This is a genomic window from Limosilactobacillus sp. WILCCON 0051 (assembly GCF_039955095.1).
Classification (GTDB): domain Bacteria; phylum Bacillota; class Bacilli; order Lactobacillales; family Lactobacillaceae; genus Limosilactobacillus; species Limosilactobacillus allomucosae.
In genome coordinates this window covers 2,179,401-2,202,405 of the sequence record NZ_CP154878.1, presented here as the reverse complement: position 1 = coordinate 2,202,405, position 23,005 = coordinate 2,179,401, and the positions used below count along the sequence as shown (strand labels likewise).

The window sequence follows — 23,005 nt, the reverse complement described above, 5'->3', positions numbered from 1 at the left end:
CTCCCATTCTCTCAAATATAAACGCTAAATAAATGGTATCAACCACCATCGGCTAAAGTCGATGGCTTGTGGGCAAACACCCCAGTATTGAGTATCCGAACCACAATTTGCATAGATACGGACGATTTACTCAAACAGCCACAGTTGCTTGAGCAGTGATCATCTAATTACCAATGCCTTTTACATTCCCAGGTTGCCATAGGAATGAGCCTAGCTTTTTGACTAGGCTTTTTGTTGTTTCTGGAGTCCTTTTTCTAAAATATTCAGTGCTGCATTGTAATCGCGGATATGATGAACATGGCACTTTGGACATATCCATTCACGATCTGCCAGGGTCAGCTTTTCGGTTCCGTCACTCCCCATTACAAAACCACAGTCATGACAGGTTTGGGTCGTGTTTTTAGGGCTGACCGTGATAAATCGACGGTCATAAAGGTCGGCTTTGTATGACAACATCCCCAAGAAAGACCGCCAGCCAACATCACTGATGCTCATTGCCAAGGCATGATTTTTTAGCAGATTCTTACTCCTCAATTCTTCGGCTACAACGAGATCTTGGTTCTTGATCAGTGCTGTAGACGTGCGTTGGAGAAAATCATGGCGGCGGTCAAATACTCGTGCATGTATCTTAGCGACTAACAAACGCTGCTTCTGGTAGTTTTTGCTTTCTCGCAAAGAACGCTGCTCTTTTTTAGCCCGGCGCTGGCGGCGTGAAAGAGTGCGCTGTGCTTTAGCTAATTTTCCCTTGATTGTTCGATAGTAGCGTGGGTTAGCGATGGTTCGACCATCACTGGCAGTCAGAAAGTTTTCTGTGTTTAGGTCAATGCCAATTTGCCGATTAGTGCGGCTAAGCTTAGGAACAAACGGTGTATCGGAACCTAATTGCAGCGACAAAAAGAATCGATCGGCAGCATCTTTGGAAATGGTCACCGTACCAATGCGTGTTTCGCCTTGACGATCCAATAGTCGCTGCTGAGCGCCTTTGATCCGCAAACGTCCTAGTTTAGGCACCACAATATGTTTGCGGTCTTCAAAGCAGACGGTACCGTTGTCTAGCCGGGCCGTCTTTTGTTTTGGATATTGACAGTTGGTCTGGTATCGCCAGGCATAGCTTTTACGATGAAATTTTGGCACACCGGCTTCATGAACCTTGCGAAAAGCGTTCCAAGCCTTGTGATAGTTTTGAATTGCATTAGCCTTAGCAAGACTGTCAATACGCTTATCTTCTAAAAACTGGAAATGATTTGACATCTGCTTAGCGTTTTGACGAAGCTTTAGCTGTTGGATCCGATCTTGAACCGTATCAATCGACAGTTTTACTCGTTTTAATTGCCAGAGCTCTTTACCGATCGCAACCATCTCATTATAGACGAAACGACTGGCATCGCTGTTAACCTTGATTATTTGTTTCTGGTAATCACTCGGATAGATGCGAACCCTCAATCCATAATGGTATTCCAATTGTGCCATTGACTTCATTTTATTTCACCTCCTTTATTGGTATAATTATATTATATCATCAGCCAATGACTATAACAATTGAGGTGTTCTTAATGGCAAAAGAAAAGATTCAAGACGCTATTTATACTCGCCGTTATATCTATAATTTCCATTACCATTTAATCTGGGTAACTAAGTATCGCCACCAGACTTTTTCAACTAAGGAACTGGTAGACGAAATGAAAGACATATTGCGAATGGTTGCAAAAGATAACGAAATTGTAATCGAAAAGATGGAAGTAATGCCAGATCATGTTCATGTACTGATCAGTTTTCCACCTAGCAAGGCTCCAACCAGCGCTATCAAAGCACTAAAGGGACGTAGTGCATTCATCTTTCTCAAACGACATCCAGAAATTCGACAATCACAATATTGGGGTGGTCATTTATGGTCTCCTAGCTACTATATGAGTACGCTTGGTAATATGAGTAAAGATGTAGTAGAAAACTATATCAACAATCAAAAATATAATGCACTCCAAAAGAAAAAGTGTCCAAATGGACGTTGAGTGAGCCTATCCATCCCATGACTAAAGTCACGGGATGGATAGGCATAATTAAAGACTATTTTACGTTTTTTATTAGATAACGTAAACCAAAAACACTGCCGCTTTGGCAAATCTGACAGAAAAACCATCATAATTTTTCAAAATCAGGTAAAAATAGGGCTGAATTTTCGGTCATGATCTGATAATTGATCTTTTCATTACCGCGCAGAGTCATTTCATAGTCGGTACCACAGATTACCAGCCGCAATTGATGGCCCCTTAACAGTCGATGGAAAACGGGCTGCAGCGGTAAGGTAAGGTCCACGAACTCATTTGGATAGAGCGGTTCAGTGATGGCTGGATCATGGGGGTTCTGCAGATTGATATGACCATAGGAGATCACTTTGTAAGGCGTGGGCTCTTTTTGCAGCTTGAACTCGCGCAGATCATCATATTTCCAATGATAGCCCAGCGAAAGACCATTACGACTCAATAAAACGGGATCCTCGGTTAGGCGCTTGGCCGATCCCTGGTCGATCAGAAATACAGAAAGCAGACCATGATCATGATCACTAGCAGCTCGCAGTTTTACGGTTGGCGTGCCGCGCAGCAGATAGTCGTCAGTCAGCGGTGCGGTCTGATAGCTGAGACTAAAGCGATTCTGCTCGCCTAACAGGGCCTTTTTCCAATGAGCGGGATGAGCACACCAATCCTGGTAGATCTCAGTCTGCCACTGATAGTCGGTAAAATCGTGAGTTGGCGTTACCAATGGCTCTTTTTCACTCAGTTTTTGGTGAGCGTTAAGGTAGAATTTGGCACTATGATCCTCATGCCAGTTTTGATAGGCAGTCCAGGTTTCAGGCATGGCATTGTCTTGAACCAGTACGGCCGGCAGCAGGTCATCGGCATGATTGTTGATTTCCCAAAGCTGATTGGAAAGCCACAGATTCACCATGTCAGTAAAGTCCAGCGAGCGAAAGGCGTTGATATAGATATGCTTGCCTTGATGCAGGATCAGCTTGCTGTGGGCTGCATTTTTTTGCAGACCGTCATAAAGAGCCTTGACGTTGCTTGGCTTAACGTTGTCATCGTTGAGCCCATGGACCATCATGACGCTGGCTTTGATTTGATCGATCTGTCGGCGATAATTGCGTCGTTCCCAGAAATCGTTGTAGTTGCCGGTTTGACGATCCATTGCCAGATTCATCTGGGCTAGGTAGCGGTTATTGATCTTTTCGATTCGCCGATAGTCGCCAGGCCGCTCGGTACGACTAAAGCATTCAGCAGCCAGCGTATCGGCATCCTCACCTTGAAAACCACCTGCTGCTCTGATTAAGCCATTTTCACGATAATAGTCATACCAGCTGGAAATGGCGGCTTCACTGATGATGGCTTTAAGTCCCTTTACGCCAGTCGTGGCAACGGCCGTCGAAAGTGTCCCCAGATAAGAGCGTCCCGTCATTGCCACGTTGCCATTGCACCAATCGGCTTTGACAGCCAGGCCACTGGTACGATCGGAAAAAGCCGTTCGGTCGCCGTGCAGCCATTCAACCACGGCCTGCATTGATTCAACCTGTTCTGGCGAGCCGCATGTCTGCAGACCATCAGAATCTCTGGTCCCAATGCCGGCACAGTAGACGGAGGCAAAGCCGCGGGGAGCCAGATAGTCGTTTAGCGTATAGGCCGGCGTTTGACTAAAGGTTTCAGTGGCTTTTGATGATCCTTTAATCGACTGATGACGCGGATGGTTATTAAAAGCTGGTTCAGCAGGGGATGCTTGGCCTGGTTCCTTATGACTCAATGTTTGGTTGACATTATGCGTTAGTTTTACGCCCCATTCATCATTGGTTCCCTGGTTGTAAGGGCTGGCGGTAAAGACGGCAGGGACTTTTAAGCCTTGATTGGATTCGGCGGGCCGCATGATCTCGACTTTTACCAAATCGGCGCGATTGTCAAAATCGGTATCGACGTCGGTTTCAACATAAACGACCTCATAGATGAAATCGTGCGGATCAAAAACGGCGAGCGACTTGCCATTAAAAAAGATTGGCTTTTGATCAGCAGGCAGTTCGTGAGCCCATTTCAGCAAGCCTTGAGCCGTTAATGCGTCCAGCAGGGTTTGACCATTTTTGGTATGAGTGTTCAAAAGGTCATAGAACGCCGCAATCACGTCTGCGGTCGTCCATTGTTCAAAATGATGGTGCAAAAGCTGCATCCGATCCATCGCCGCCAATGGATCAGTAATTGAAAAGTCAATTGCCGGTTCAAATTCTAGCAGCTGCAGGCCGACAAGATAGAAAACCTGGTCATTAAGCGGCTGATTGCTTGCCAGCCAGTCAGCCAGGCTCAGCTCAGGCGTTGCCAAAATATCTTGGCGCCAACGCTTCAATGCTGGTTCAGAAGTGCAGCTGCAGTTGATTCTGTCCAGCAGTGTCTGCCACATTTGATTGGGCGTAAGCATGCTGTTCTCGCTTGCTTTTAGAAGATGAATGGTCTGGAGCTCATGGCATTGCTGTTCAAAAGGCAGACTCATCATGGCAAATTGATTATTTTTCATTGGCAGAACCTCCGCATTTGCTTATAAACTTTTGAATTCAACCAAATTATATCTTATTTCATTGGGAGAAGTTGGCAGAATTATGTGCAAATGTTCATTAATAATATCTGTGAACGTCTCATTTGTTGTTTTGCAAGTTGAAAAATCAAGAAAATGCATGGCATCTACAAAGGTAATTGCTTGTGACTTTATATACAAATTAATCAGTCAAGCGCTTTCTTTGGTGATAAGATGAACTTGTTACATATTTGGTTTGTATATTGGAGGTAATGATATGACTGAAGAAAAGCGCGTTGCTGTCGTTACTGGTGGGGATCGTGGGATTGGCCGCGGTATTACGGACCAACTGCTTAAAGACGGCTACTATGTCGTAATTGCCAACCGCAATGAAGAAGCCGGCAAGAAAGCTGTTGAAGAATTGAACGCTCAAGGATACGAAGGCAAGGTCGTATCCGTAGCCGGCGATGCATCTAAAAAGGAAAGCCACGAACGCTTTGTTAAGGCTGCCGTTGACAACTTCGGCCGCTTGGACACGTACGTAAACAATGCAGGGATTGCCCAGATCAAGCTGCTCAAGGATGAAACCGAAGCTGACATGGATGAGATCTTCCACGTCAATGTTTACTCAGTACTGTTCGGGATGCAGGCCGCTGCTGCTCAATTCCGCAAGCAGGACGATGGCGACAAGATCCGCAAGATTATCAATGCCTCCAGTATCGCTGGTCACATTGCCTTTGACATGCTGGGTGCCTACTCTGCATCCAAGTTTGCCATTCGTGGCTTGACACAGGCGGCTGCCAAGGAACTGGGTCGTGAGTACATTACGGTCAACGCCTACTGCCCAGGCATCGTTGGCACTGACATGTGGGACTACATCGATGAAAAGATGGTTGAAGCATGGGGCGGCAACAAGGGCGACTACCTTAAGAAGTACTCTGGCTCTATCACGCTGGGCCGAGTAGAAACGCCTGCTGACGTGGCCAACTATGTATCCTGGCTGGCATCAACCAAGTCCGACTACATGACTGGTCAAGCCGTTCAAATCGATGGTGGGATTCAATTCATCTAATCCCTGTTATTTCAAACTAGAATGTCTAGAGCAAAAGTCGCGATTCTCACTGGGTCACGGCTTTTTGCGTACTCAAAAAGCGCGCCATGTAAGCTGACGCGCTGACTGAAGACTATTGATTCTGATTCAAGTAGTCGGATTCGCTTCTCAACTGGCTGACATAGCTGTTGACCTCATTTTTTTGACTCTGGGTGACATAGTAGTCTTTTTCCAGATTTGAGAGGGAAACGGTCTTGGTTTCAAAATGGCCGTCCGCTACGCTTTTTGAATCACTGACTTCCCACATCTTGTAGGTAACGGTATCTCCATCAACCTTGTAGTAAAGAAAACTGGTTGGGTCACCGTTCGCGGTAAGATAACTATAGTCGGCAACCGCGTCACTGATTGGATTCTCGCCGGCTGGACTGTAGCAGAAGAAATCATTGCCAATATATTCTTTAAACCAGTCAGGCTCAACCAAGAGTGCCAGCATGACACCGGTCGTTTTATCATCTACTTTGGCTGTTTTGGCAGTACTGGAAGTCGTGGCGGAACTGTCTGAGCTGCTACTCGCTTTTTGGATCTGGATGTCAGACTGACTGGACTTTTTGGATGATGACTTGGCAGTGCTGCTTTGGGCTGCCGTACTGCTTGATTCTTTACTGGATGACGATTGACTGCCGCACGCGGTCAGCAGGAAGCATGACATTAAGACGGCTGTTATGGTGATTGACTTTTTCATTTTGCTCTCCCTAAAATAAAATTTATACCGAAAAATTATTCATTTATGATCAGCTTTTATAGGATAACTCATCCCAGATGAAAAGTTATAAAAATCATGAAAATTTTTAATTTAATTTCTAAACGCAATCGCTCATTAAAAAGCACACGCCAGCGTTCCTTGATATAAGCTGAAAGCTTACTGACTCATGGCCGATAAAGCATTGAAACCTGAAAGATAAATACTAAAATAATTGGTCAGCGGATGATTTGCCAAACCAATATGTTCCACGTGAAACCTAATCGAATTAATTTGCTCTGAAAGGCGACAGATAAGTAGCTTTCGGCGTATAATTGAATTTGCTGTAATCGTGAAAAATTCGCGGAATTAAAAAACGAAAAGGAGAACATCGTGACCAATCAAGTAATTGAATTTCGGCATGTCAGTAAGCAGTATGATGATAATCTCGTGCTGCGCGACATCAACTTTACGATTGAAGCCGGCAAGTTCTACACGCTGTTAGGCCCTTCTGGATCGGGGAAAACCACGATCCTGCGAATTATTGCTGGTTTCGACGATGCTACCAGTGGCGACGTTATTTTTGATGGCCAGCGAATCAATGACATTCCAGCCAATCAACGACAAGTAAACACGGTCTTCCAAGACTATGCGCTCTTTCCGCATATGAATGTTGCTGAAAACGTAGCGTTTGGATTAAAAATCAAACGGATCCCCAAAGAAGAGATTGCCAAGCGGGTGCAGGATGCTTTGCATATGGTGCAGCTGGATGGCTATGGCGAGCGTGAGATTACAGAAATGTCTGGTGGTCAGCGGCAGCGGGTTGCAATTGCTCGCGCGATCGTCAATCGTCCTAAAGTGCTGCTTTTGGATGAGGCGCTCTCTGCCCTTGACCATAAGCTGCGTGTGGAGATGCAGGCTGAACTGCGGGCTTTGCAGCGTCGCTTGGGAATTACTTTTATCTTTGTCACGCATGATCAAGGCGAGGCATTGGCAATGAGCGACCAGATCTTCATTATCAATGATGGGATGATTCAGCAGAGCGGCACGCCGGTTGATATCTACGATGAGCCGTTGAATCATTTTGTGGCTGATTTTATTGGCGAGAGCAACATTGTCCCTGGGATTATGAAAAAAGACTTTCTGGTCAATATCAATGGTCATGATTTCGAATGCGTTGATGCCGGCATGAAGCCAAATGAAAAGGTCGAAGCCGTCTTGCGCCCCGAGGATCTGGATATTACGACCGTTGATCAGGGAAAACTGGTTGCAACGGTTGATACGCAGCTGTTCCGGGGTGTCGACTATCAAATCATGGTTCATGACGAGGAAGGACACGAATGGAAGATCAATTCGATTCATAAAACGAAAGTGGGTGAAAAAGTCGGCATCACGTTTGATCCCGAAGACATCCACATCATGCGCTATCATGAAACTGAAGCGGCCTTTGATGCACGGTTGGACAGTTACGAAGGTGATGATGAGGAGGATGAGCGTTGAAACAGCAAAAAATCTGGTTTGTCGTTCCCTATGCATTGTGGATCGTACTGTTTGTCGTGGCGCCGTTGGTCTTGATTCTTTATCAATCCTTTTTTAACATCAACGGCCAGTTCACGTTTGGCAACTATCAGAGCTACCTGACTTCCAATGTTTATTTAAGAATGACGTTCAATTCAGTCTGGTATGCGTTTTTGATCACGCTGATCACGCTTTTAATCAGCTATCCGGCAGCGTATGTGATCAACCGGTTGCCGAATCGTCAGTTTTGGCTGCTGCTGGTCATTTTGCCAACCTGGATCAACCTGCTTTTGAAAACTTATGCTTTTATCGGGCTGTTTAGTCAAAATGGTTCGATCAATCAGTTTTTGCGGTTTGTCGGTCTTGGCAGCCACCAGATTCTGTTTACTGATGCCAGCTTTATTTTTGTCGCGGCCTACATTGAGATTCCATTTATGATTCTGCCAATCTTTAACTCGCTGGCCGAGATCGATTCTTCGTTGATCAATGCCAGTCGTGACTTGGGCGCCAGCTCTTGGCAGACGTTTATGCACGTTGAGCTGCCATTGACGATGCCTGGGGTTAAGGCTGGGGTGCAGGCGGTCTTTATTCCATCGCTTTCCTTGTTCATGATTACGCGTCTGATTGGCGGCAACCGCGTAATTACTCTAGGGACGGCAATTGAGGAGCATTTCTTGACGACGCAGAACTGGGGCATGGGTTCAACGATCGGTGTGGTATTGATCATTGCCATGTTCATCGTAATGTTTGCAACTGGTGATCGGCAAAAGAAAAAGGGAGGTCGTGCTAAATGAAGCATAAAATCAACTGGGGCGCGATCTATTTAGTAATCGTTTTTATTGTTTTATATTTGCCGATTCTTTATCTGGTTGGTTTTTCATTCAGTTCTGGCAAAACAATGGAAAAATATCAGGGCTTTTCATGGACGCACTATCAGACGCTGTTTCAAGATACGCGAATGATTACCATTGTGATCAATACGCTGATCGTTGCCTTGCTGTCAGCGCTTTTGGCAACGATTATCGGAACGATGGGGGCGCTGGCCATTAAGCGAACCAAGAATGCCATGCGGAACACGCTGCTTTCGTTTAATAATGTTTTGATGGTTTCACCAGACGTTATTATCGGGGCCAGTTTCTTGATATTGTTTACGGTGATTGGCATGAAGCTTGGTTTTTGGTCCGTTTTGCTCAGCCACATTGCCTTTTCGATTCCGATTGTGGTTTTGATGGTTCTGCCCAAAATCGATGAACTTTCGCCCACTCTGCTGGATGCGGCCGCGGATCTCGGTGCCAGTCCATGGCAGTCATTGACACGAGTAATGCTGCCGGCGATTGCTCCTGGGATCATGTCGGGATACTTTATGGCCTTTACCTACTCACTGGATGATTTTGCGGTAACTTTTTTCGTAACTGGCAATGGTTTTTCGACGCTGTCAGTTGAAATCTATTCAAGAGCGCGACAAGGCATTGACTTAGAGATCAACGCGCTTTCGACTTTGATGTTCTTGGTATCATTGGCGCTGGTAATCGGCTACTACTTTATCAGCAAGCATGGCGGCAGCCGCAAAAACCAAATCGTAACGGTTAAAGAAGGTGATGTCCAATGAAAAAACTGCTTAGCTTTGCCATTGGCATCCTGCTGCTGTGCGGTGCGCTGTTTGGGTGCAATAAGCTGCTGAACCCAAAAGCAAACGATGGCGGCAACAAAACCTTGACGATCTATAACTGGGGCGACTATATTGATCCACAGCTGATTACCAAGTTTGAGCATGAGACTGGCTATCATGTCGATTATGAGACTTTTGACAGCAATGAGGCGATGCTGACCAAGATTCGCCAGGGCGGTACGCATTATGATATTGCCGTTCCAAGTGAATATACCATTCAACGGATGAAAAAAGAGCATCTGTTAGAGCCAATCGATCATCGCAAGCTGCCGAATCTTAAATATATCGATCCGCAGTTTTTAAACCTTTCATTCGACCGTCATAATCGCTACTCAATTCCATATTTCTGGGGGACGCTGGGGATTGTCTATAATGATCAAAAGGTGAGCCGTAAAGATGTCTTGCATTGGCGTCAGCTTTGGTCACCCAAGCTCAAAAACAATATCATGATGATTGACAGTGCCCGTGATGCGATGGCAGTGGCACTGATTACTCAGCATCATTCCGTCAACACGACCAACGCCAAGGAATTGCGGGAAGCCGCTGATAAGCTTGATCAGCTGACGCCCAACATCAAGGCCGTGATTGCCGATGAAATGAAGATGTACATGGAACAAAACGAAGCGGCGGTTGGCATTACCTATTCTGGAGAAGCCAGTGAGATGATTGATGCCAATTCACATCTGCATTACATTGTGCCCAGTGAAGGCAGCAACATCTGGTTTGACAACATGGTGATTCCCAAAACGGCTAAAAACAAAAAAGCAGCCTATGCATTCTTGAATTTCATGCTGGATCCCAAGAATGCCGCGCAAAACGCTGAATATATCGGCTATGCAACGCCGAATAAGGCTGCCAAAAAGTATCTGCCAAAGAGCGTTACCAGCAACCAGGCTTTCTATCCGCCAAAACAAACAATGAAGCATCTACAGGTTTATCATGACTTGCCATTGAAAGACATTGGCACCTATAATGACTTGTTCTTGGAATTTAAGATGTTTAAAAAGTAACTAAAAAGCTGACCGAAAAATTTCGATCAGCTTTTTTGATTGATGTTTATTCTTCAGTGGCCAGCTTGCTGTGGCGATAGCCGTAGCCAAAGTAAAGTGCCAGACCAATCAAGAACCAGATGCCGGCTCCAATCCAAGTATCAAGGGAAAGGAATGACATCATGAACAGGCAGGCACAGCCGGAAATGATTGGCAAGACAGGGAACCAAGGAACGCGGAAGCCGCCTTGATTACCGATGTCCTTGCGCTTACGCAATGGAATGATCCCAAATGAAACCAGCGTAAATGCCAGCAATGTACCGATGTTAACCAGATCAGTCAGCCGATCCAGGGAAACCAGCCCACCCATGACGGCAATAATCGCTGCGACGATCCAAAGCGAGATCTTCGGCGTGCTGGTCTTGGCATCCAGCTTGTTCAAAAATGATGGCAAGAGACCGTCACGACTGATAGAGTAGATCAAACGGGATGAAGAGTAGATCATGGTAAACATCATGGTTGCCATCCCAATCAGCGCCCCGATTGAAAGCAGGGCAGCCAGCCAGTCTTGATGAACGGCCTGCAGTGCAAAGGCAACCGGATTGGCAACGTCCAGCTTGGTATACTTAACCATACCCGTCAAGACGATTGAAACGCCCATGTAAAGCACGGCAGCGACCAAAAGCGTACCGATGATTCCAATTGGCATGTTCTTTTGCGGATTCTTGACTTCGGCAGCTGAACTTGAGATACAGTCAAATCCCAAAAAGGCAAAGAAGACGGTTGTTGCTCCCTTGAAGACCCCATGCATACCATATGGAAGGAATGGCTGGTAGTTGGCTTTCTTGATGAAGAAGGCCCCAACAACGATGAAGGCAACGATGATTGCAATCTTGATCGCAATGGCAATGTTGTTGACCCGAACTGATGATGTCATCCCAAATGAAAGCATCCAGGTAATCAATAAAACGATGATGACTGCCACAATGTTGACGTAGGTGCCATGTGCAGGATCAAAAGGACCGGACAGTGCTTTGGGGATGTTGATTCCACAACTGGCCAGCAGAGAATTGAAGTAGGCTGCCCAGCCAGTTGAAACCGAAGCAACCGCCAGCATGTATTCCAGCACCAGTGCCCAGCCCATGATCCAACCGATAAATTCGCCGTAAACCACGTTACCGTAAGAATAGGCGCTACCGGCAACCGGCATGGCAGAAGAAAATTCAGCGTAGCACATCCCCGCTAAAGCACAGACAACCGCTGCCGCCAGAAACGACAGTGAGACGCCAGGCCCTGCATCATTGGCTGCTACGGTCCCAGGTAAAATAAAGATCCCCGTCCCAATGACCGCACCGATCCCCATGGCCATCAAATCGCCAGCCGACAGCGACTTGACGAATTTGTTATCGGCTTTGAGGTAGCGTGAGAGGCTTTCTTTACGAAAAAGATTTAAACTCATCCGACCTTAACCACCTTTGTTATAATATCCAATAGCTTAATAAATTTAAGTGATAGCTTATCATAGGCAAAGATAATGAGCAATAATTGCGAAATATTCATTGGATTTACCGAACAAAATAAGCCATAATGACAGTAATAATCATAATGTCATAATCATTAAAAGTCAATTAGAAAAACATTAAGGAGGAGCTTGAAAATGGCGATTGAAAAGACTGCAGGTGCCGTAGTTTATCGAAATAACAATCAAGAAATTGAATACCTGCTGCTGCAAAGCACAAACGAAGGTAACTTTTGGGGCTTTCCCAAAGGTCACGTTGAGGGCGATGAATCCCTTTTAGAAACGGCGCAGCGTGAAATTAAAGAAGAAACCAGTCTGGTCCTGCCAATTGATACCAGCTTTTCTGTCTATACTGAATATGATCTGCCCAATGGCAACCGGAAGCAGATGACGCTTTACACGGCTGAACTGCCTAAGGATGAGGATCTGCATCTGCAGGCTGAAGAAATCAAGAATGCTGGCTGGTTCAACTATCAAGATGCTCGCCAACGCTTAACCTATGACAACCTGAAAGAATTGCTGGATCAGGTTAATGCTCATTTAACGCAGGCATGATGGATCAGCAGCATAAGGTTTTTGTAATTACTGGCGCGGCGGGAACCGGTAAAACGACGGTGGCCGACTATCTAAGGAAAAAATACGACATGGCCAAGGTAATTACGCATACGACACGCTTGCCGCGGGCCAATGAAAAAGATGGCGTCGACTATTATTTTGAAACGCGCTCCTCAATGCAAAAGCGGCATTTGTTAGAACAGGTTGAATATGATCATCATCTGTATGGCTCTTCAATTGAGGGTCTGAAAAACGGCTGGCGGCATCATCAATTTGACGTGATCGTTTTGGATACCAAAGGAGCGCTGACGTACCGAGCTAAGCTGGGCGATCAAGCCGTCGTAATTTTTTTGACGGTCAGTCATCCGCAGCAGCTTTTTGAGCGTCTGCATATTAGAGGCGATCATCCAGCCGCAATTGAGTCGCGGATCAACAGCTGCGAATATCAGCGTGATCTGTCGCTGCCACAAGAATTAAAAGGTCAGGCAATTGAGCTTGTTAACGATGACTGGTCAATGACAAAGCAAAAACTGGATCAGTTGCTTAGCCGATACATTTGAGAATAAATGTGCTAAAATCATAATTTCAAAAAGGACGGATGAAAAAATGACGGATCCTAAAGCACAAGCCATGGCAGTCTTGCAGAAAAATCATCTGCGCGTCACTAAGCAGCGAAAAACGCTGATTGATTGGTTGGTTGCCAATCCGGATCGCTATGTCAGTGTTACTGAGGTTGACAGGCATATGCGCCAGGCATTTCCTGGGGCCAGCCATAACACGGTCTATCGCAATCTGGAAGAGTTTCAAGAGATCGGCCTGGTTGAATTGAGTTCGCAGTCTGGCGGCATGGTGGTTAAGTATCGCTGTGACGAATCGCATCACCACCATTTTATCTGCCAGCGCTGCGGTCGGGTGCAGGAGATTCAGCTGCCAACGATTGACTGGGACTTTTTGACTCAGCAGCTGCCCGGCGCCGAGATTACGGGACATAACTTTGAGCTGTATGGATTATGTGCTCAGTGTCGTCAGCGGTCTTCGCATTAAATTCATCAATTCTTATTTTTTTCGCAAACTCTCACTAGCAATTTTTGCGCTAAGATAGAGAGCAGACGACAAAAGGAGAGAGAAAAGTAATGAAAACACCACCGTTTGTGACGCCATTTGCGCTGGTTTCATTGGTTTTAGCGTTAGGTGCTACCAACGTGGTGGTCAACAAAACCACCAATACCAGTGAAGGGGCTAAAATCGTCAGCACCTCATCGACTAGTCAGAGCACCAGTCAAAAAGATGACCAAGACAGCAGTCATAGCAGTGATCGCAAAAAGCCAAGCAGTGAAAGCGATTCGGATGTGCAAAACAGTCATCAGACCAGCAGTGTTGATGAGGAGTCAACGACTAAGACCTCATCAGCTAAAACGACCGACAATAATACGGATAATGGTACGACTGCTGGTACCGGCACTACCAGCTCGTCGACCAATACCACCAGTCAGACTACCGGCACGACGACTAATAACTCGACTGGTACCAACTCGACGACTGGCACGACGACTACCACGACTGACACCAATCAATAAGGGGGATTCGCGACAGTGCTTAGTTTTCTAGACATGATCAATCATTGGCTGGGATATTTTAATATCAATGCCAAGCTGAAAAATCGAATCTACATTATCATTGCCTTTTTGGGTGATCTGTACCTGATCTACGTTACCACGCGCCTTTTGATCAACCATGCATGGGTGCGGGGGCTGCTATACTGCCTCGCCGTGATTCTGATCACCTATTGTCTGTATATCAACGCGGTCTACTACTATCTGGACCGCAACTCACGGTTTGACTTTTTGTCGCCTTGGCTTTCAAAGATTACTGGGGTCGTTCCCACTGCTGATGATGCCAAGCCAAAGCGCAATGCTCGCGTCATCAACAATGCGCCAAATGGCTACTTTACTCATCAAGATATCATTCCAGCTCAAGTGGAGGTCGATGAGCACGAGCAGCATAATCTGCAGCGCATCGTTCAAGAATTGTTGGATGACGGGATCTTTACCGCGGATTATGATGGTTTAAGCGACAGTCAGATCGTAGCTGAAACTGCAACGGGCGAGCCGGTCTATGCGCTTGACTCGCAACAGACGCCGCCTTATTTTGAGCTTTACCATGACAAGCATCTGCGACGAATTGAGATATACATGGGCTTGAATCAAATGGAAAAACTGGCAGTCGGTCACATTGCCAAGGTCGGCTTGACGGACATTCATACTGCCCACGAGCAATACGAGCTCTATTTAGCCAATCTGTTTGTGACGGGTGGACCGCATAAGATTGCCGGTCGCAATGGCTCAACGATCTTAATGGATGGTCAGTATGGCTTGGTTGCCAACGTTGCCTATCGCGATCGAGAAAAACGCTAAAAGCAAAAGCTGTTGATTAGTTCATGCTAACCAACAGCTTTTTGATGTATTGATGATTTTGATCGGACGAGCAGTGGGCTATTCGTTGATCCAGTCCAAGATCTTAAACATTGTCGCGGCATTTTCTTTAGGCACGGGATGAGCAATGATTTCAGCCGGGGTCTGATTAAGAATTGATCCTGCCGCATAGTCGCCATCATTGACTACGATCTCGCGGACGTTATCGGCCAGCGGCTCAAAGTGAAACTGCAGACCAACGACGCGATGACCATAGACAAAGCCCTGTTCTTTTAAGCTGTCTGACGAATAAAGCAGCTGAGCGCCATTGGGAATGGTAAACATCTGCTGATGCCAGTGCAGAACGGTTGATGTCTTGGGCAGATCAGGAATCACATCGCTCTTTAAGAAGACGGGAGCCCAGCCGACTTCTTTAACGGGCGCGTCTTTAACCGTGGCACCCAAAGTCATCGCCAGCTGCTGTCCGCCAAAGCAGGCCCCAAACATTGGCTTGTCCTGGGTCAGCAGTTCTTTGATCAATTGCCGCTCCTTTGCAATCCAGGGCAGATCATCGTTAGGACTCATCGGACCGCCTAAGATGACCAGCATGTCGGTTTCATCAGCCATGGGCAGCTTATTGAACTGGGCAGGGTGATAAACGTAGATCTCGTGGCCGCGCTGGTGTGCCCATTCACTGATTACGCCAGGACCTTCGTTGGGGGTGTGCTGTAAAACGTTGATTCTCATTAATCGATAACTCCTTGTTTTAGACCCTATTCTATAGCAAAACCGACAGCCTGTCTTGCTGGCTGCCGGTTTTTAATATCAGTTTTGATTAGAATTCAATTGCGTAAACGATGCGGTGGTGAGCTGGCTTGCCAGGACGCAGGGTAATATCGCCGAATTCAGGATGGTGAGGCGTGTCAGAAAGCGTTTGGGCTTCCATTGCCAGTGCACACCATGAGGCACTTGGCCGGTTGAATTGGAGCGACTTGTCCATTCCATTGGCAGTGTACATTACCAGGCCGTTGCGATCTGAGTACAGCTTCATCTTACGGCCGCTGGCAGGGTCAGACAGCGTGGCAACTGGTTCGTGGTTGACGTTCGTGCTTGGCTCAACCTGCCAGATGTCATCAAAGCCGCCTTCTTTAGTGCTCTTCATTTCGTTAAGTGCATCGCCCAAACGACGAGGAGTCTGGAAATCAAATGGCGTGCCGGCATTTACGAGCTTTTTGCCAGTTGGGATCTTTTCATCATCAACGTCTAAGTGGAACTTGGAGTTAACCTGTAGTACCTGATCTTCAACGGTTGCTACGTCAGAATCACCAAGGTTGAAGTAGGTGTGAACGGTTGGGTTGAACAATGTGTTGGCATCCGTTTCGCCATCCAGATCGATTACGACGCGGTTGTCATTGCTCAGTGAATAGGTAACCGTAAACTTCTCGTTGCCTGGGAAAGAGTCGATTTCAGGCGTCATGGTCTTGGTTAAGACGACTTTAACGGTGTTTGGCGTCGTAACGGTTTCGGCTTCAAAGAACTGGTTGCCCAAACCATTTGGGCCGCCATGAAGCGTATTGCCGTTTTCATTAGTGTCGACGTGATATTCCTGACCGTCAATCGCAAACTCGCCCTTGGCCAGGCGACCGGCAACGCGACCAATTACTCGGTTGTTGCACATGCCGTTGTCAGTAAAGTGCTCAATGTCGGCTGCGCTCAAAACCAGGTTGACGCGCTTGCCGTCCTTGCCTGGAACGGAGATTTCCTGTAGCAGACCGGCATAGTTTAAAACGCTGACCTGCATGTCTTGATCATTGATAAGCGTGTATTTTTTGACTTCTTGTCCTTCAAAAGTACCGAAACTGCTTTCTTTAATTTCCATAATTAAATCCACCTCTTCAAAAAGCAAACGTTTTCATAAAAAGATTGTACCATATTCCACTAGTTTGTGATTAAAAATACCAAAAATAAGACAAACTAAGAAAACATATTAATTGAACTGTCTTTTAAAAGAACTATAATACTAAGAAAGATGTTTTGTGTCATAAAGCAACGTTTTATAATCTAAGTATAATCTCAAAATAGAAAGGCCGATTTTAATGAAAATGAATCGAACAGTTCGAGATTTCCAAAATGCTCTGGAAAGCTTATTAAAGACCCACCAGTTTGGACATTTGACAATCGATCAAATCTGTAATGAGGCACTGTTGCACCGCAGCAGCTTTTATCGTTATTTTCATGATAAGTATGATCTGCTGGAACAGACGATCAGTACCCGCTTGAATATCTTGATTGATCAGTCAGATCGCAACGAGGATGAATTTGTTGAGATCTTGATTAAGTATGTCAGCGACAATCGTGACATCTTCCGCAATCTGACCGACAGCAGCTCACAAAGCTCTTTATACGGCGAGATTATGAAGATCGTCAGTGAGATTCTGCTACGGCAGCGTCACGTTACTGAAAATCAAGATACGATCAGTATGGCTTTGCGAAATTCCAAGAATCCAGAAATGCTGGCCTACATTTTGAGCGGTTCGATTCTGGGGGCCTTTTACTGGTGGCGGCAAAACAACTATGAGGTTCCGCAGCAAGATGTTATTGATTTTGTTAAGCAGTCAATTCACAATCTTTCGGATCAATTGGAACGCGATGGTTTAAACTAAATGTCTCAATAAAAAATCTGACATCGATGCAGTGGCTATAATGCCAGTCGATGCCAGATTTTTTTAATTTTTAATGACGTAGCGTTCAAAGCGGGCAAAATCTTGCGGTGACATCTCGACTTTGAGCCGTGTGCCGTTGTTGAGATATTCAGTCTCTAAAATATTGCAGTTTTCATTGATGTAGGAAACCGTTCGTCCATCGGCAAATGGAATCAGCAGCTCCGTCTGAACGTAGTCTTTAAAGAGATGGCGGCGCAAAGCCTGGACTAAGAGCTGAATGGATTCATCATCCTTAGCCGAGATGATGATCCGGTTATCGCCCTCCATTACCGGATATTCAAACTCGGTCTGGTCAGCTTTATTAAAGACGTACAGCATTGGGATGTTTTCAATGCCAATCTGTTTAAGCGTCTTTTCGGTCGTGCGCATCATGGCTTCATAATTAGGGTCGGAATAGTCGATTACCTGGATGAGCAGATCAGCACTGGCAGCTTCCGCCAAGGTTGATTTAAAGGCTTCGATCAGATGAGTAGGCAGTTTGCTGACAAAACCAACCGTATCACTGAGTAAAAAGCGTTTTTGATCGGGCAGCGTTAATTGACGCACGCTGGTATCCAGAGTCGCGAAAAGCATGTTCTTTTCAAAAACCTGCTTTTCTTCCGAAACCCCGAAACGACTGACCAGCTGATTCATAATGGTCGATTTGCCGGCATTGGTATAGCCAACCAAGGCAGCCGTTGGCGTGTCGCTTTTTTCGCGCTTGGCCCGTTTAACGTCCTCAGATTTGGCGATTTCTTTGAGTTCAGCCCGCAAATGACTGATTTTATGGTTGATGGTCCGCCGATTCATTTCCAGCTTGGTTTCACCGGCACCACGGTTGGTAAAGCCGGATCCGCCACCGGTCTGCTGGTCAAGCCGCTGATTGGCAGCCGTCTGCAGGCGCGGCAATTGGTACTGAAGCTGGGCAATCTCGACTTGAATCTTGGCTTCACGGCTTTGCGCGCGCTTGGCAAAGATTTCCAGAATCAAGGCAGTTCGGTCCAAAATACGGACACCGGTTTGATCAGCCAGGTTCTGCAGTTGACTTGGCGTCAGCTCGTCATTGGCGATTACCGTGGCGACTTCTTCTGCTTCGGCCAGGTGACGCAGCTCTTCCACCTTGCCGGAGCCAAAGTAGGTCGCTGGGTTAGGCCGATCCAAGGCTTGGTCCAAACGATCAATGACTTCCATTTGGTTGGCTTCGGCCAGGGCTGCCAATTCTTCCATGGAATATTCATAATCTTCCTGGTCCATGTTAAGGCCAATGATAATTACTGGTTCAGCACTTTGTATATTAGTGTCCATTAACAGAAAGTTCCCCCTTTTAGCAAGGTTTTATTCAGGCAAGCTCAGTTGGTTGTAAAAGACGATCTCGGTTTGATCTGGGGTCAAGGAAAGTTTTGTGATACTGCCATTGACGGGTGCATCGTTGGCCAGGGTCTTGTCTTTGGCATAGCGGCTGACGATTGAGCGAATGGCTGCACCATGAGAAACAACGACTGCGGTACTGCCATCAGGAAGATTGCGCAGCCGGTCCAAACCTTTGTCCATGCGCTGCCAGAATTCGGCATCATTTTCAGCCAGATGGAATGGGTCGGCAGCTTTGGTAATATCGCGCGCCTTTTCAACAGAATACTTGCTGACCAGCTCGTCATAGGAACGGCAAAGACCAATGTTCATGGAAGCCGTAGCCGTGTCCTCGCCTTCAAAAAAGCCGAAAAAGACTTCCCGAAAGGCTGGATCTGGCTCTGGATGAACGATTTCGGTAGGATGACTGGCCGCCAGCAGTTCTGCGGTTTTAACGGTCCGCCGCATATCGCTGCAGAAAAGATAGTCAAAGTCAATCTTGGCTAAAGCCTTACCCACGCGCTTGCCGTCTTCAATACCTTTTTCGGTCAGTGGTGCATCTGACCAGCCTTGATATTTGTGGAACAGGTTCAAGTAGGTCTGACCGTGTCGAACGAAATAAACATTTACTGCCAAGGGAAAAAACCTCCATTATTCTGTACGTTGTTTAGTATTCAGTTTACCATTATTCCACGGTAAATTGTACGAAATTGCGCTAGAGGTTGCGTTCAATAATATGCCGGCGGATTCGTTTGATGAGATTGAAAAAGACGGCTGGCAAAGATCCGCAGATGACCATGCCCAGCAGCAGCGTTGAAAAATGGGCCTGTACGAATGGAATGCTGCCAAGATAGTATCCTGCCAGCGCGCCGGAGACTACCCAGATGGCTACGCCTAAGACATTGCCAAGCATGAAACGGTTAAAGCGGTATTTGGCGATGCCGGAAATCAGCGGGACAAAGGTGCGGATCAGCGGGACGAAACGCCCAAAGATGACCGCCCGCAAACCATATCTGCTGAAAAACAGCTGGGCTTTCTCCATGGTCGGACCAGCCAGCCGCCGCTTGAGCCAGGGCCATTTGATCAAGCGGGTACCAATCAGATAGTTAAGCGTGTCGCCCAGCACGGCCGCGATAAAAAAGCCGGGTATTAAAATGCTCATCTTGACCTCAGCGCCATGCAAAGCGGCAAACGAAGACGTGACAAAAATCAGCGACTGTCCCGGCAGCCAAGGAAAAACAACCAGACCAGTCTCCATAAAGATCAGGCTAAATAATATGACGTAGGTCCAGTTTCCCAGTGAATTAAACAAAGGGAGGACCACTTGAGGAATATGCGTCAAAGCATACAAGAGCTTAGCCATTATTTCCACCTTCAAATCAGCTTTTGAGATCATTCTAGTATTTTATGATCATCTAAACCAGACTGCTGGCGATAAGTTAAGCAAACCTTATGCGGACAAGTCTTAATAACGGAATCGCGGCGCAAAAAATGTTATAATTCTAAGATTAGATTTTCAAGACAGGAAGGATGTTCAAGTTTGACAGAATCAATCCAACAATACGAACAGCATCATTTGGAGCAGGTCGTTAAAGAAGTTCGCAAGGCTGAGGAAAAAGCCAGCGGCACGATTGAAAACGCCAAACGGGATGTGAAGGGCCTAAGCAAGCAGTTCAATGATATCCACATGAATACCACGACTTATTCGGGGATGATGGATACGGCCATGTCGGTTCGCGCCCAGCAGCAGATGCTTGACGAGCGGGAAAACAGCTGGCAGCATGCCGCCGATCGTTTGAGTACGCTGAAGCGCTTGGAAGCCAAACCGTATTTTGCCCGCATCGACTTTTTGGAAAAAGGTGCGCAAAAACCTGAAACCATTTATATTGGCCTGGCTTCGTTCTCTGATCGTCCGGACCACTTTCTGGTATATGACTGGCGGGCGCCGATCTCCTCAATCTATTATGACGGCAAGCTGGGACCGGTCACTTATGAAACCCCTGTCGGCAAGCAGGAGGTCGATGTCAGACTCAAGCGCCAGTTCCAGATTGAGGATGGCACGATCGTCACGCTTTATGATACCGATGAGGCTGTAACCGATCAGATGCTGCTGAGCGCCTTGGGAACACACTCCAGCACCAAGATGAAGAGCATCGTAACGACGATTCAAAAAACGCAAAACGAAATCATTCGGGATGCCAAAGACGAATTGCTGTTTGTTCAAGGAGCGGCTGGTTCTGGCAAGACGGCTGCCGTTTTACAGCGCGTGGCTTGGCTGCTGTATCGCTATCGTGGCAATCTGACGGCCAGCCAGGTAGTTTTGTTCAGCCCCAACCAATTGTTCAACGACTATATTGATCAGGTGCTGCCAGAACTGGGCGAGCACAATATGGTTCAAATGACCTACTTCCAATACGTTAATCGGCGGGTGCCAAGACTGCACGTTCAGACGCTGCAGCAGCGCTTTGAAACCAGTCAGGCGGCAGTTGATCAAAATATCAATCGCTTATTGACGAGCTTAAGCAGCTTTAAAGCAGTTGGTGTCTATGCCAGAGCGCTTGGTCAGCGGGGCCTGCGCTTTCGGAATCTGATGTTTCATGGCAAACCGTTTTTTACCAAGGAACAAATCAAGACGATCTATTATTCATTCAATCGCAACTATAACCTGGGCAATCGTCTGGATGCGACCAAAGATGCGCTGGATCATCAGCTGAGAAGCCGAGTTGGCGGGGCAATGCGTTCAAAATGGGCGGAAGCAGCCGTCCAAAGCCTCAGCAAAGAGCAGATGGACGCGATGATGAACAATCGGCCGCGCGAGTTTGAATCAGAAAAGCAGGAATACAACTTCTATGCCAAGCAGATCGTTTTAAAGGAATTCGCGCCGATTCATCGAGCAATTCGTCATAACATGTGGATCAACATTAATGCGCAGTATCTGCTGTTTTTAAAGGCTCTGCCAAAGATGGTTGATCTGCAGAAGTTTGATTTGACCGAGCAGCAGTGGGCGGCATTTATCGAAAAAACCACGCAGAATCTGAAAGAGCGGCAGATCAGTGCTGCCGGCATCTCAATCTATCTCTATTTGTATGATCTGCTGACGGGGAAGCGCGGCGAACGTGATATTCGCTATGTCTTTGTTGATGAGGTTCAAGACTATGATGCGTTCCAGCTGGCCTATCTCAAGTTTAGTTTCCCTAATGCCCGCTTTACGCTGCTGGGCGACCTTAACCAGGCAATCTTTACGGGCGCTAACAGTCGGCAATTGCTGCGGCAGCTGGGTACGATGTTTGATCCCGAAAAAACGAAAGTAGTACAGCTGACCAAGTCATATCGCTCAACTAAACAGATTACTGATTTTACCAAGCATATTCTCAAAGATGGCGAAAAAATTGAGGCCTTTGATCGTCAAGGCAAGCTGCCAAGCATCTACCAGCTGGCGGACTTAAACGATGCCGTCGCACAGGTCATTGCGGTTCTAAAAGACTATCAAGAACAGCATGATGCAGTTGCCATTATCGGCAAGACCTTGGCTGACAGCGAGCAGATCTATCAGCTGCTGGCTGAGCAGGGCGTTAAGGCAACCTTGATCCGCACTGAAAATCAGCGGCTGGTTGATGGCGTGCTGGTCGTACCTTCATATTTGGCAAAAGGGCTTGAGTTTGACGCGGTGATCGTCTGGGATGCCAACGACCAGAAGTATCATGGCGACAGTGAGCGGCAGCTGCTCTACACGATCTGTTCGCGGGCGATGCATGATTTGACGATCGTCAGCGTGGGGCAGGCCAGTCAATTGTTTGCCGACGTGCCGAGTCAAGAGTATGAGCTGACGGATCGGTTATCATAGAATCTTCAAATTTAATTATGATCAGGCAGGCTTGTAAACACCAATCAGTTAAGTCGGCTGCAGTCAATCAAGCTGAGATGCAAAAAAATTCCAAACATTTGTTAAAAAACGTTGAATAA

General features: G+C 46.6%; 22 protein-coding genes. 13 read left to right on the top strand and 9 right to left on the bottom strand.

The features are described from left to right. Positions 1-222 precede the first annotated feature (222 nt). The gene (locus ABC765_RS10300) at positions 223-1,479 is read right to left on the bottom strand and encodes a transposase (RefSeq protein ID WP_347980388.1); all 1,257 of its coding nucleotides are present in this window, start codon (positions 1,477-1,479) and stop codon (positions 223-225) included. Between the two features lie 74 nt (positions 1,480-1,553). Between ABC765_RS10300 and tnpA the strand changes: the two genes are divergently transcribed. Continuing rightward, complete coding sequence (gene tnpA, locus ABC765_RS10295) at positions 1,554-2,009, top strand: IS200/IS605 family transposase (RefSeq protein ID WP_048345129.1); 456 nt, start codon at positions 1,554-1,556, stop codon at positions 2,007-2,009. A gap of 127 nt (positions 2,010-2,136) precedes the next feature. Here the strand turns inward: tnpA and ABC765_RS10290 are convergent, their stop codons facing one another. Beyond that, complete coding sequence (locus ABC765_RS10290; protein ID WP_347980387.1) at positions 2,137-4,545, bottom strand: Xaa-Pro dipeptidyl-peptidase; 2,409 nt, start codon at positions 4,543-4,545, stop codon at positions 2,137-2,139. Between the two features lie 274 nt (positions 4,546-4,819). Here ABC765_RS10290 and ABC765_RS10285 point away from each other — a divergent pair, with 274 nt between their 5' ends. Continuing rightward, complete coding sequence (locus ABC765_RS10285; protein WP_347980386.1) at positions 4,820-5,614, top strand: acetoin reductase; 795 nt, start codon at positions 4,820-4,822, stop codon at positions 5,612-5,614. Positions 5,615-5,726: 112 nt separating this feature from the next. Here the strand turns inward: ABC765_RS10285 and ABC765_RS10280 are convergent, their stop codons facing one another. Beyond that, positions 5,727-6,335, bottom strand: coding sequence for a hypothetical protein (locus ABC765_RS10280; RefSeq protein WP_347980385.1), 609 nt, complete (start codon positions 6,333-6,335; stop codon positions 5,727-5,729). 390 nt (positions 6,336-6,725) lie between these two features. On the opposite strand from ABC765_RS10280, the gene ABC765_RS10275 reads away from it, so the two are divergent. From ABC765_RS10275 to ABC765_RS10260, 4 genes are read left to right on the top strand one after another with little or no spacing between them, the layout of a single operon-like run. Continuing rightward, entirely contained in the window at positions 6,726-7,832 is a 1,107-nt protein-coding gene (locus ABC765_RS10275) for an ABC transporter ATP-binding protein (protein WP_006500558.1), read from the top strand. Continuing rightward, positions 7,829-8,644 (top strand): ABC transporter permease, encoded by an 816-nt coding sequence (locus ABC765_RS10270; RefSeq protein ID WP_006500557.1) that lies wholly within the window; start codon positions 7,829-7,831, stop codon positions 8,642-8,644. The genes ABC765_RS10275 and ABC765_RS10270 overlap by 4 nt, the downstream gene beginning before the upstream one ends. After that, positions 8,641-9,459, top strand: a complete 819-nt coding sequence (locus tag ABC765_RS10265; RefSeq protein WP_347953834.1) for an ABC transporter permease — start codon at positions 8,641-8,643, stop codon at positions 9,457-9,459. Before ABC765_RS10270 ends, ABC765_RS10265 begins: the two co-directional genes overlap by 4 nt. Next, positions 9,456-10,529, top strand: coding sequence for an ABC transporter substrate-binding protein (locus ABC765_RS10260; protein ID WP_347980384.1), 1,074 nt, complete (start codon positions 9,456-9,458; stop codon positions 10,527-10,529). Before ABC765_RS10265 ends, ABC765_RS10260 begins: the two co-directional genes overlap by 4 nt. A gap of 46 nt (positions 10,530-10,575) precedes the next feature. On the opposite strand, the gene ABC765_RS10255 is transcribed toward ABC765_RS10260, so the two are convergent. Further along, positions 10,576-11,967: an amino acid permease gene (locus ABC765_RS10255; RefSeq protein WP_347980383.1), complete on the bottom strand. Its 1,392-nt coding sequence runs from the start codon at positions 11,965-11,967 to the stop codon at positions 10,576-10,578. A gap of 198 nt (positions 11,968-12,165) precedes the next feature. Here ABC765_RS10255 and ABC765_RS10250 point away from each other — a divergent pair, with 198 nt between their 5' ends. The 5 genes from ABC765_RS10250 (at position 12,166) to ABC765_RS10230 (ending at position 14,996) form a co-directional block, all read left to right on the top strand. Beyond that, a complete protein-coding gene (locus tag ABC765_RS10250; RefSeq protein ID WP_347953832.1) occupies positions 12,166-12,582 on the top strand; it encodes an NUDIX domain-containing protein in 417 nt (138 codons plus the stop codon). Beyond that, on the top strand, positions 12,582-13,142 hold the full coding sequence (locus ABC765_RS10245) for a guanylate kinase (protein WP_376751409.1): 561 nt from the start codon (positions 12,582-12,584) through the stop codon (positions 13,140-13,142). The genes ABC765_RS10250 and ABC765_RS10245 overlap by 1 nt, the downstream gene beginning before the upstream one ends. Positions 13,143-13,188: 46 nt before the next feature. After that, entirely contained in the window at positions 13,189-13,626 is a 438-nt protein-coding gene (locus ABC765_RS10240; protein ID WP_347964080.1) for a Fur family transcriptional regulator, read from the top strand. Between the two features lie 89 nt (positions 13,627-13,715). Further along, on the top strand, positions 13,716-14,159 hold the full coding sequence (locus tag ABC765_RS10235) for a hypothetical protein (RefSeq protein ID WP_347964079.1): 444 nt from the start codon (positions 13,716-13,718) through the stop codon (positions 14,157-14,159). Positions 14,160-14,174: 15 nt separating this feature from the next. Then, the gene (locus tag ABC765_RS10230; protein ID WP_347964078.1) at positions 14,175-14,996 is read left to right on the top strand and encodes a DUF6681 family protein; all 822 of its coding nucleotides are present in this window, start codon (positions 14,175-14,177) and stop codon (positions 14,994-14,996) included. Positions 14,997-15,074: 78 nt separating this feature from the next. Here the strand turns inward: ABC765_RS10230 and ABC765_RS10225 are convergent, their stop codons facing one another. Beyond that, positions 15,075-15,740, bottom strand: a complete 666-nt coding sequence (locus ABC765_RS10225; protein WP_347980382.1) for a type 1 glutamine amidotransferase — start codon at positions 15,738-15,740, stop codon at positions 15,075-15,077. Between the two features lie 88 nt (positions 15,741-15,828). Continuing rightward, the gene (locus ABC765_RS10220) at positions 15,829-16,872 is read right to left on the bottom strand and encodes an aldose epimerase family protein (protein WP_347953826.1); all 1,044 of its coding nucleotides are present in this window, start codon (positions 16,870-16,872) and stop codon (positions 15,829-15,831) included. A gap of 217 nt (positions 16,873-17,089) precedes the next feature. On the opposite strand from ABC765_RS10220, the gene ABC765_RS10215 reads away from it, so the two are divergent. Continuing rightward, positions 17,090-17,656 carry a TetR/AcrR family transcriptional regulator gene (locus tag ABC765_RS10215; protein WP_347953825.1) on the top strand — a complete coding sequence of 189 codons (567 nt, stop codon included), beginning with the start codon at positions 17,090-17,092 and terminating at the stop codon, positions 17,654-17,656. Between the two features lie 63 nt (positions 17,657-17,719). On the opposite strand, the gene hflX is transcribed toward ABC765_RS10215, so the two are convergent. The 3 genes from hflX to ABC765_RS10200 form a co-directional block, all read right to left on the bottom strand. Then, complete coding sequence (gene hflX, locus ABC765_RS10210; RefSeq protein WP_033934724.1) at positions 17,720-19,000, bottom strand: GTPase HflX; 1,281 nt, start codon at positions 18,998-19,000, stop codon at positions 17,720-17,722. A 30-nt stretch (positions 19,001-19,030) separates the two neighbouring features. Beyond that, positions 19,031-19,678 carry a histidine phosphatase family protein gene (locus ABC765_RS10205; protein ID WP_347964077.1) on the bottom strand — a complete coding sequence of 216 codons (648 nt, stop codon included), beginning with the start codon at positions 19,676-19,678 and terminating at the stop codon, positions 19,031-19,033. Between the two features lie 79 nt (positions 19,679-19,757). Next, complete coding sequence (locus tag ABC765_RS10200; RefSeq protein ID WP_347980381.1) at positions 19,758-20,405, bottom strand: VTT domain-containing protein; 648 nt, start codon at positions 20,403-20,405, stop codon at positions 19,758-19,760. 177 nt (positions 20,406-20,582) lie between these two features. Here ABC765_RS10200 and helD point away from each other — a divergent pair, with 177 nt between their 5' ends. Then, on the top strand, positions 20,583-22,886 hold the full coding sequence (gene helD / locus ABC765_RS10195; protein ID WP_347980380.1) for an RNA polymerase recycling motor HelD: 2,304 nt from the start codon (positions 20,583-20,585) through the stop codon (positions 22,884-22,886). The last annotated feature ends 119 nt before the right edge of the window (positions 22,887-23,005 follow it).

What these genes read in the sequence shown, in the direction of transcription:
- ABC765_RS10300 (WP_347980388.1), bottom strand. Translation starts at nt 1,479, where the DNA reads ATGAAGTCAATGGCACAATTGGAATACCATTATGGATTGAGGGTTCGC.
- tnpA (WP_048345129.1), top strand. Translation starts at nt 1,554, where the DNA reads ATGGCAAAAGAAAAGATTCAAGACGCTATTTATACTCGCCGTTATATC.
- ABC765_RS10290 (WP_347980387.1), bottom strand. Translation starts at nt 4,545, where the DNA reads ATGAAAAATAATCAATTTGCCATGATGAGTCTGCCTTTTGAACAGCAA.
- ABC765_RS10285 (WP_347980386.1), top strand. Translation starts at nt 4,820, where the DNA reads ATGACTGAAGAAAAGCGCGTTGCTGTCGTTACTGGTGGGGATCGTGGG.
- ABC765_RS10280 (WP_347980385.1), bottom strand. Translation starts at nt 6,335, where the DNA reads ATGAAAAAGTCAATCACCATAACAGCCGTCTTAATGTCATGCTTCCTG.
- ABC765_RS10265 (WP_347953834.1), top strand. Translation starts at nt 8,641, where the DNA reads ATGAAGCATAAAATCAACTGGGGCGCGATCTATTTAGTAATCGTTTTT.
- ABC765_RS10260 (WP_347980384.1), top strand. Translation starts at nt 9,456, where the DNA reads ATGAAAAAACTGCTTAGCTTTGCCATTGGCATCCTGCTGCTGTGCGGT.
- ABC765_RS10255 (WP_347980383.1), bottom strand. Translation starts at nt 11,967, where the DNA reads ATGAGTTTAAATCTTTTTCGTAAAGAAAGCCTCTCACGCTACCTCAAA.
- ABC765_RS10250 (WP_347953832.1), top strand. Translation starts at nt 12,166, where the DNA reads ATGGCGATTGAAAAGACTGCAGGTGCCGTAGTTTATCGAAATAACAAT.
- ABC765_RS10245 (WP_376751409.1), top strand. Translation starts at nt 12,582, where the DNA reads ATGGATCAGCAGCATAAGGTTTTTGTAATTACTGGCGCGGCGGGAACC.
- ABC765_RS10240 (WP_347964080.1), top strand. Translation starts at nt 13,189, where the DNA reads ATGACGGATCCTAAAGCACAAGCCATGGCAGTCTTGCAGAAAAATCAT.
- ABC765_RS10235 (WP_347964079.1), top strand. Translation starts at nt 13,716, where the DNA reads ATGAAAACACCACCGTTTGTGACGCCATTTGCGCTGGTTTCATTGGTT.
- ABC765_RS10225 (WP_347980382.1), bottom strand. Translation starts at nt 15,740, where the DNA reads ATGAGAATCAACGTTTTACAGCACACCCCCAACGAAGGTCCTGGCGTA.
- ABC765_RS10220 (WP_347953826.1), bottom strand. Translation starts at nt 16,872, where the DNA reads ATGGAAATTAAAGAAAGCAGTTTCGGTACTTTTGAAGGACAAGAAGTC.
- ABC765_RS10215 (WP_347953825.1), top strand. Translation starts at nt 17,090, where the DNA reads ATGAAAATGAATCGAACAGTTCGAGATTTCCAAAATGCTCTGGAAAGC.
- hflX (WP_033934724.1), bottom strand. Translation starts at nt 19,000, where the DNA reads ATGGACACTAATATACAAAGTGCTGAACCAGTAATTATCATTGGCCTT.
- ABC765_RS10200 (WP_347980381.1), bottom strand. Translation starts at nt 20,405, where the DNA reads ATGGCTAAGCTCTTGTATGCTTTGACGCATATTCCTCAAGTGGTCCTC.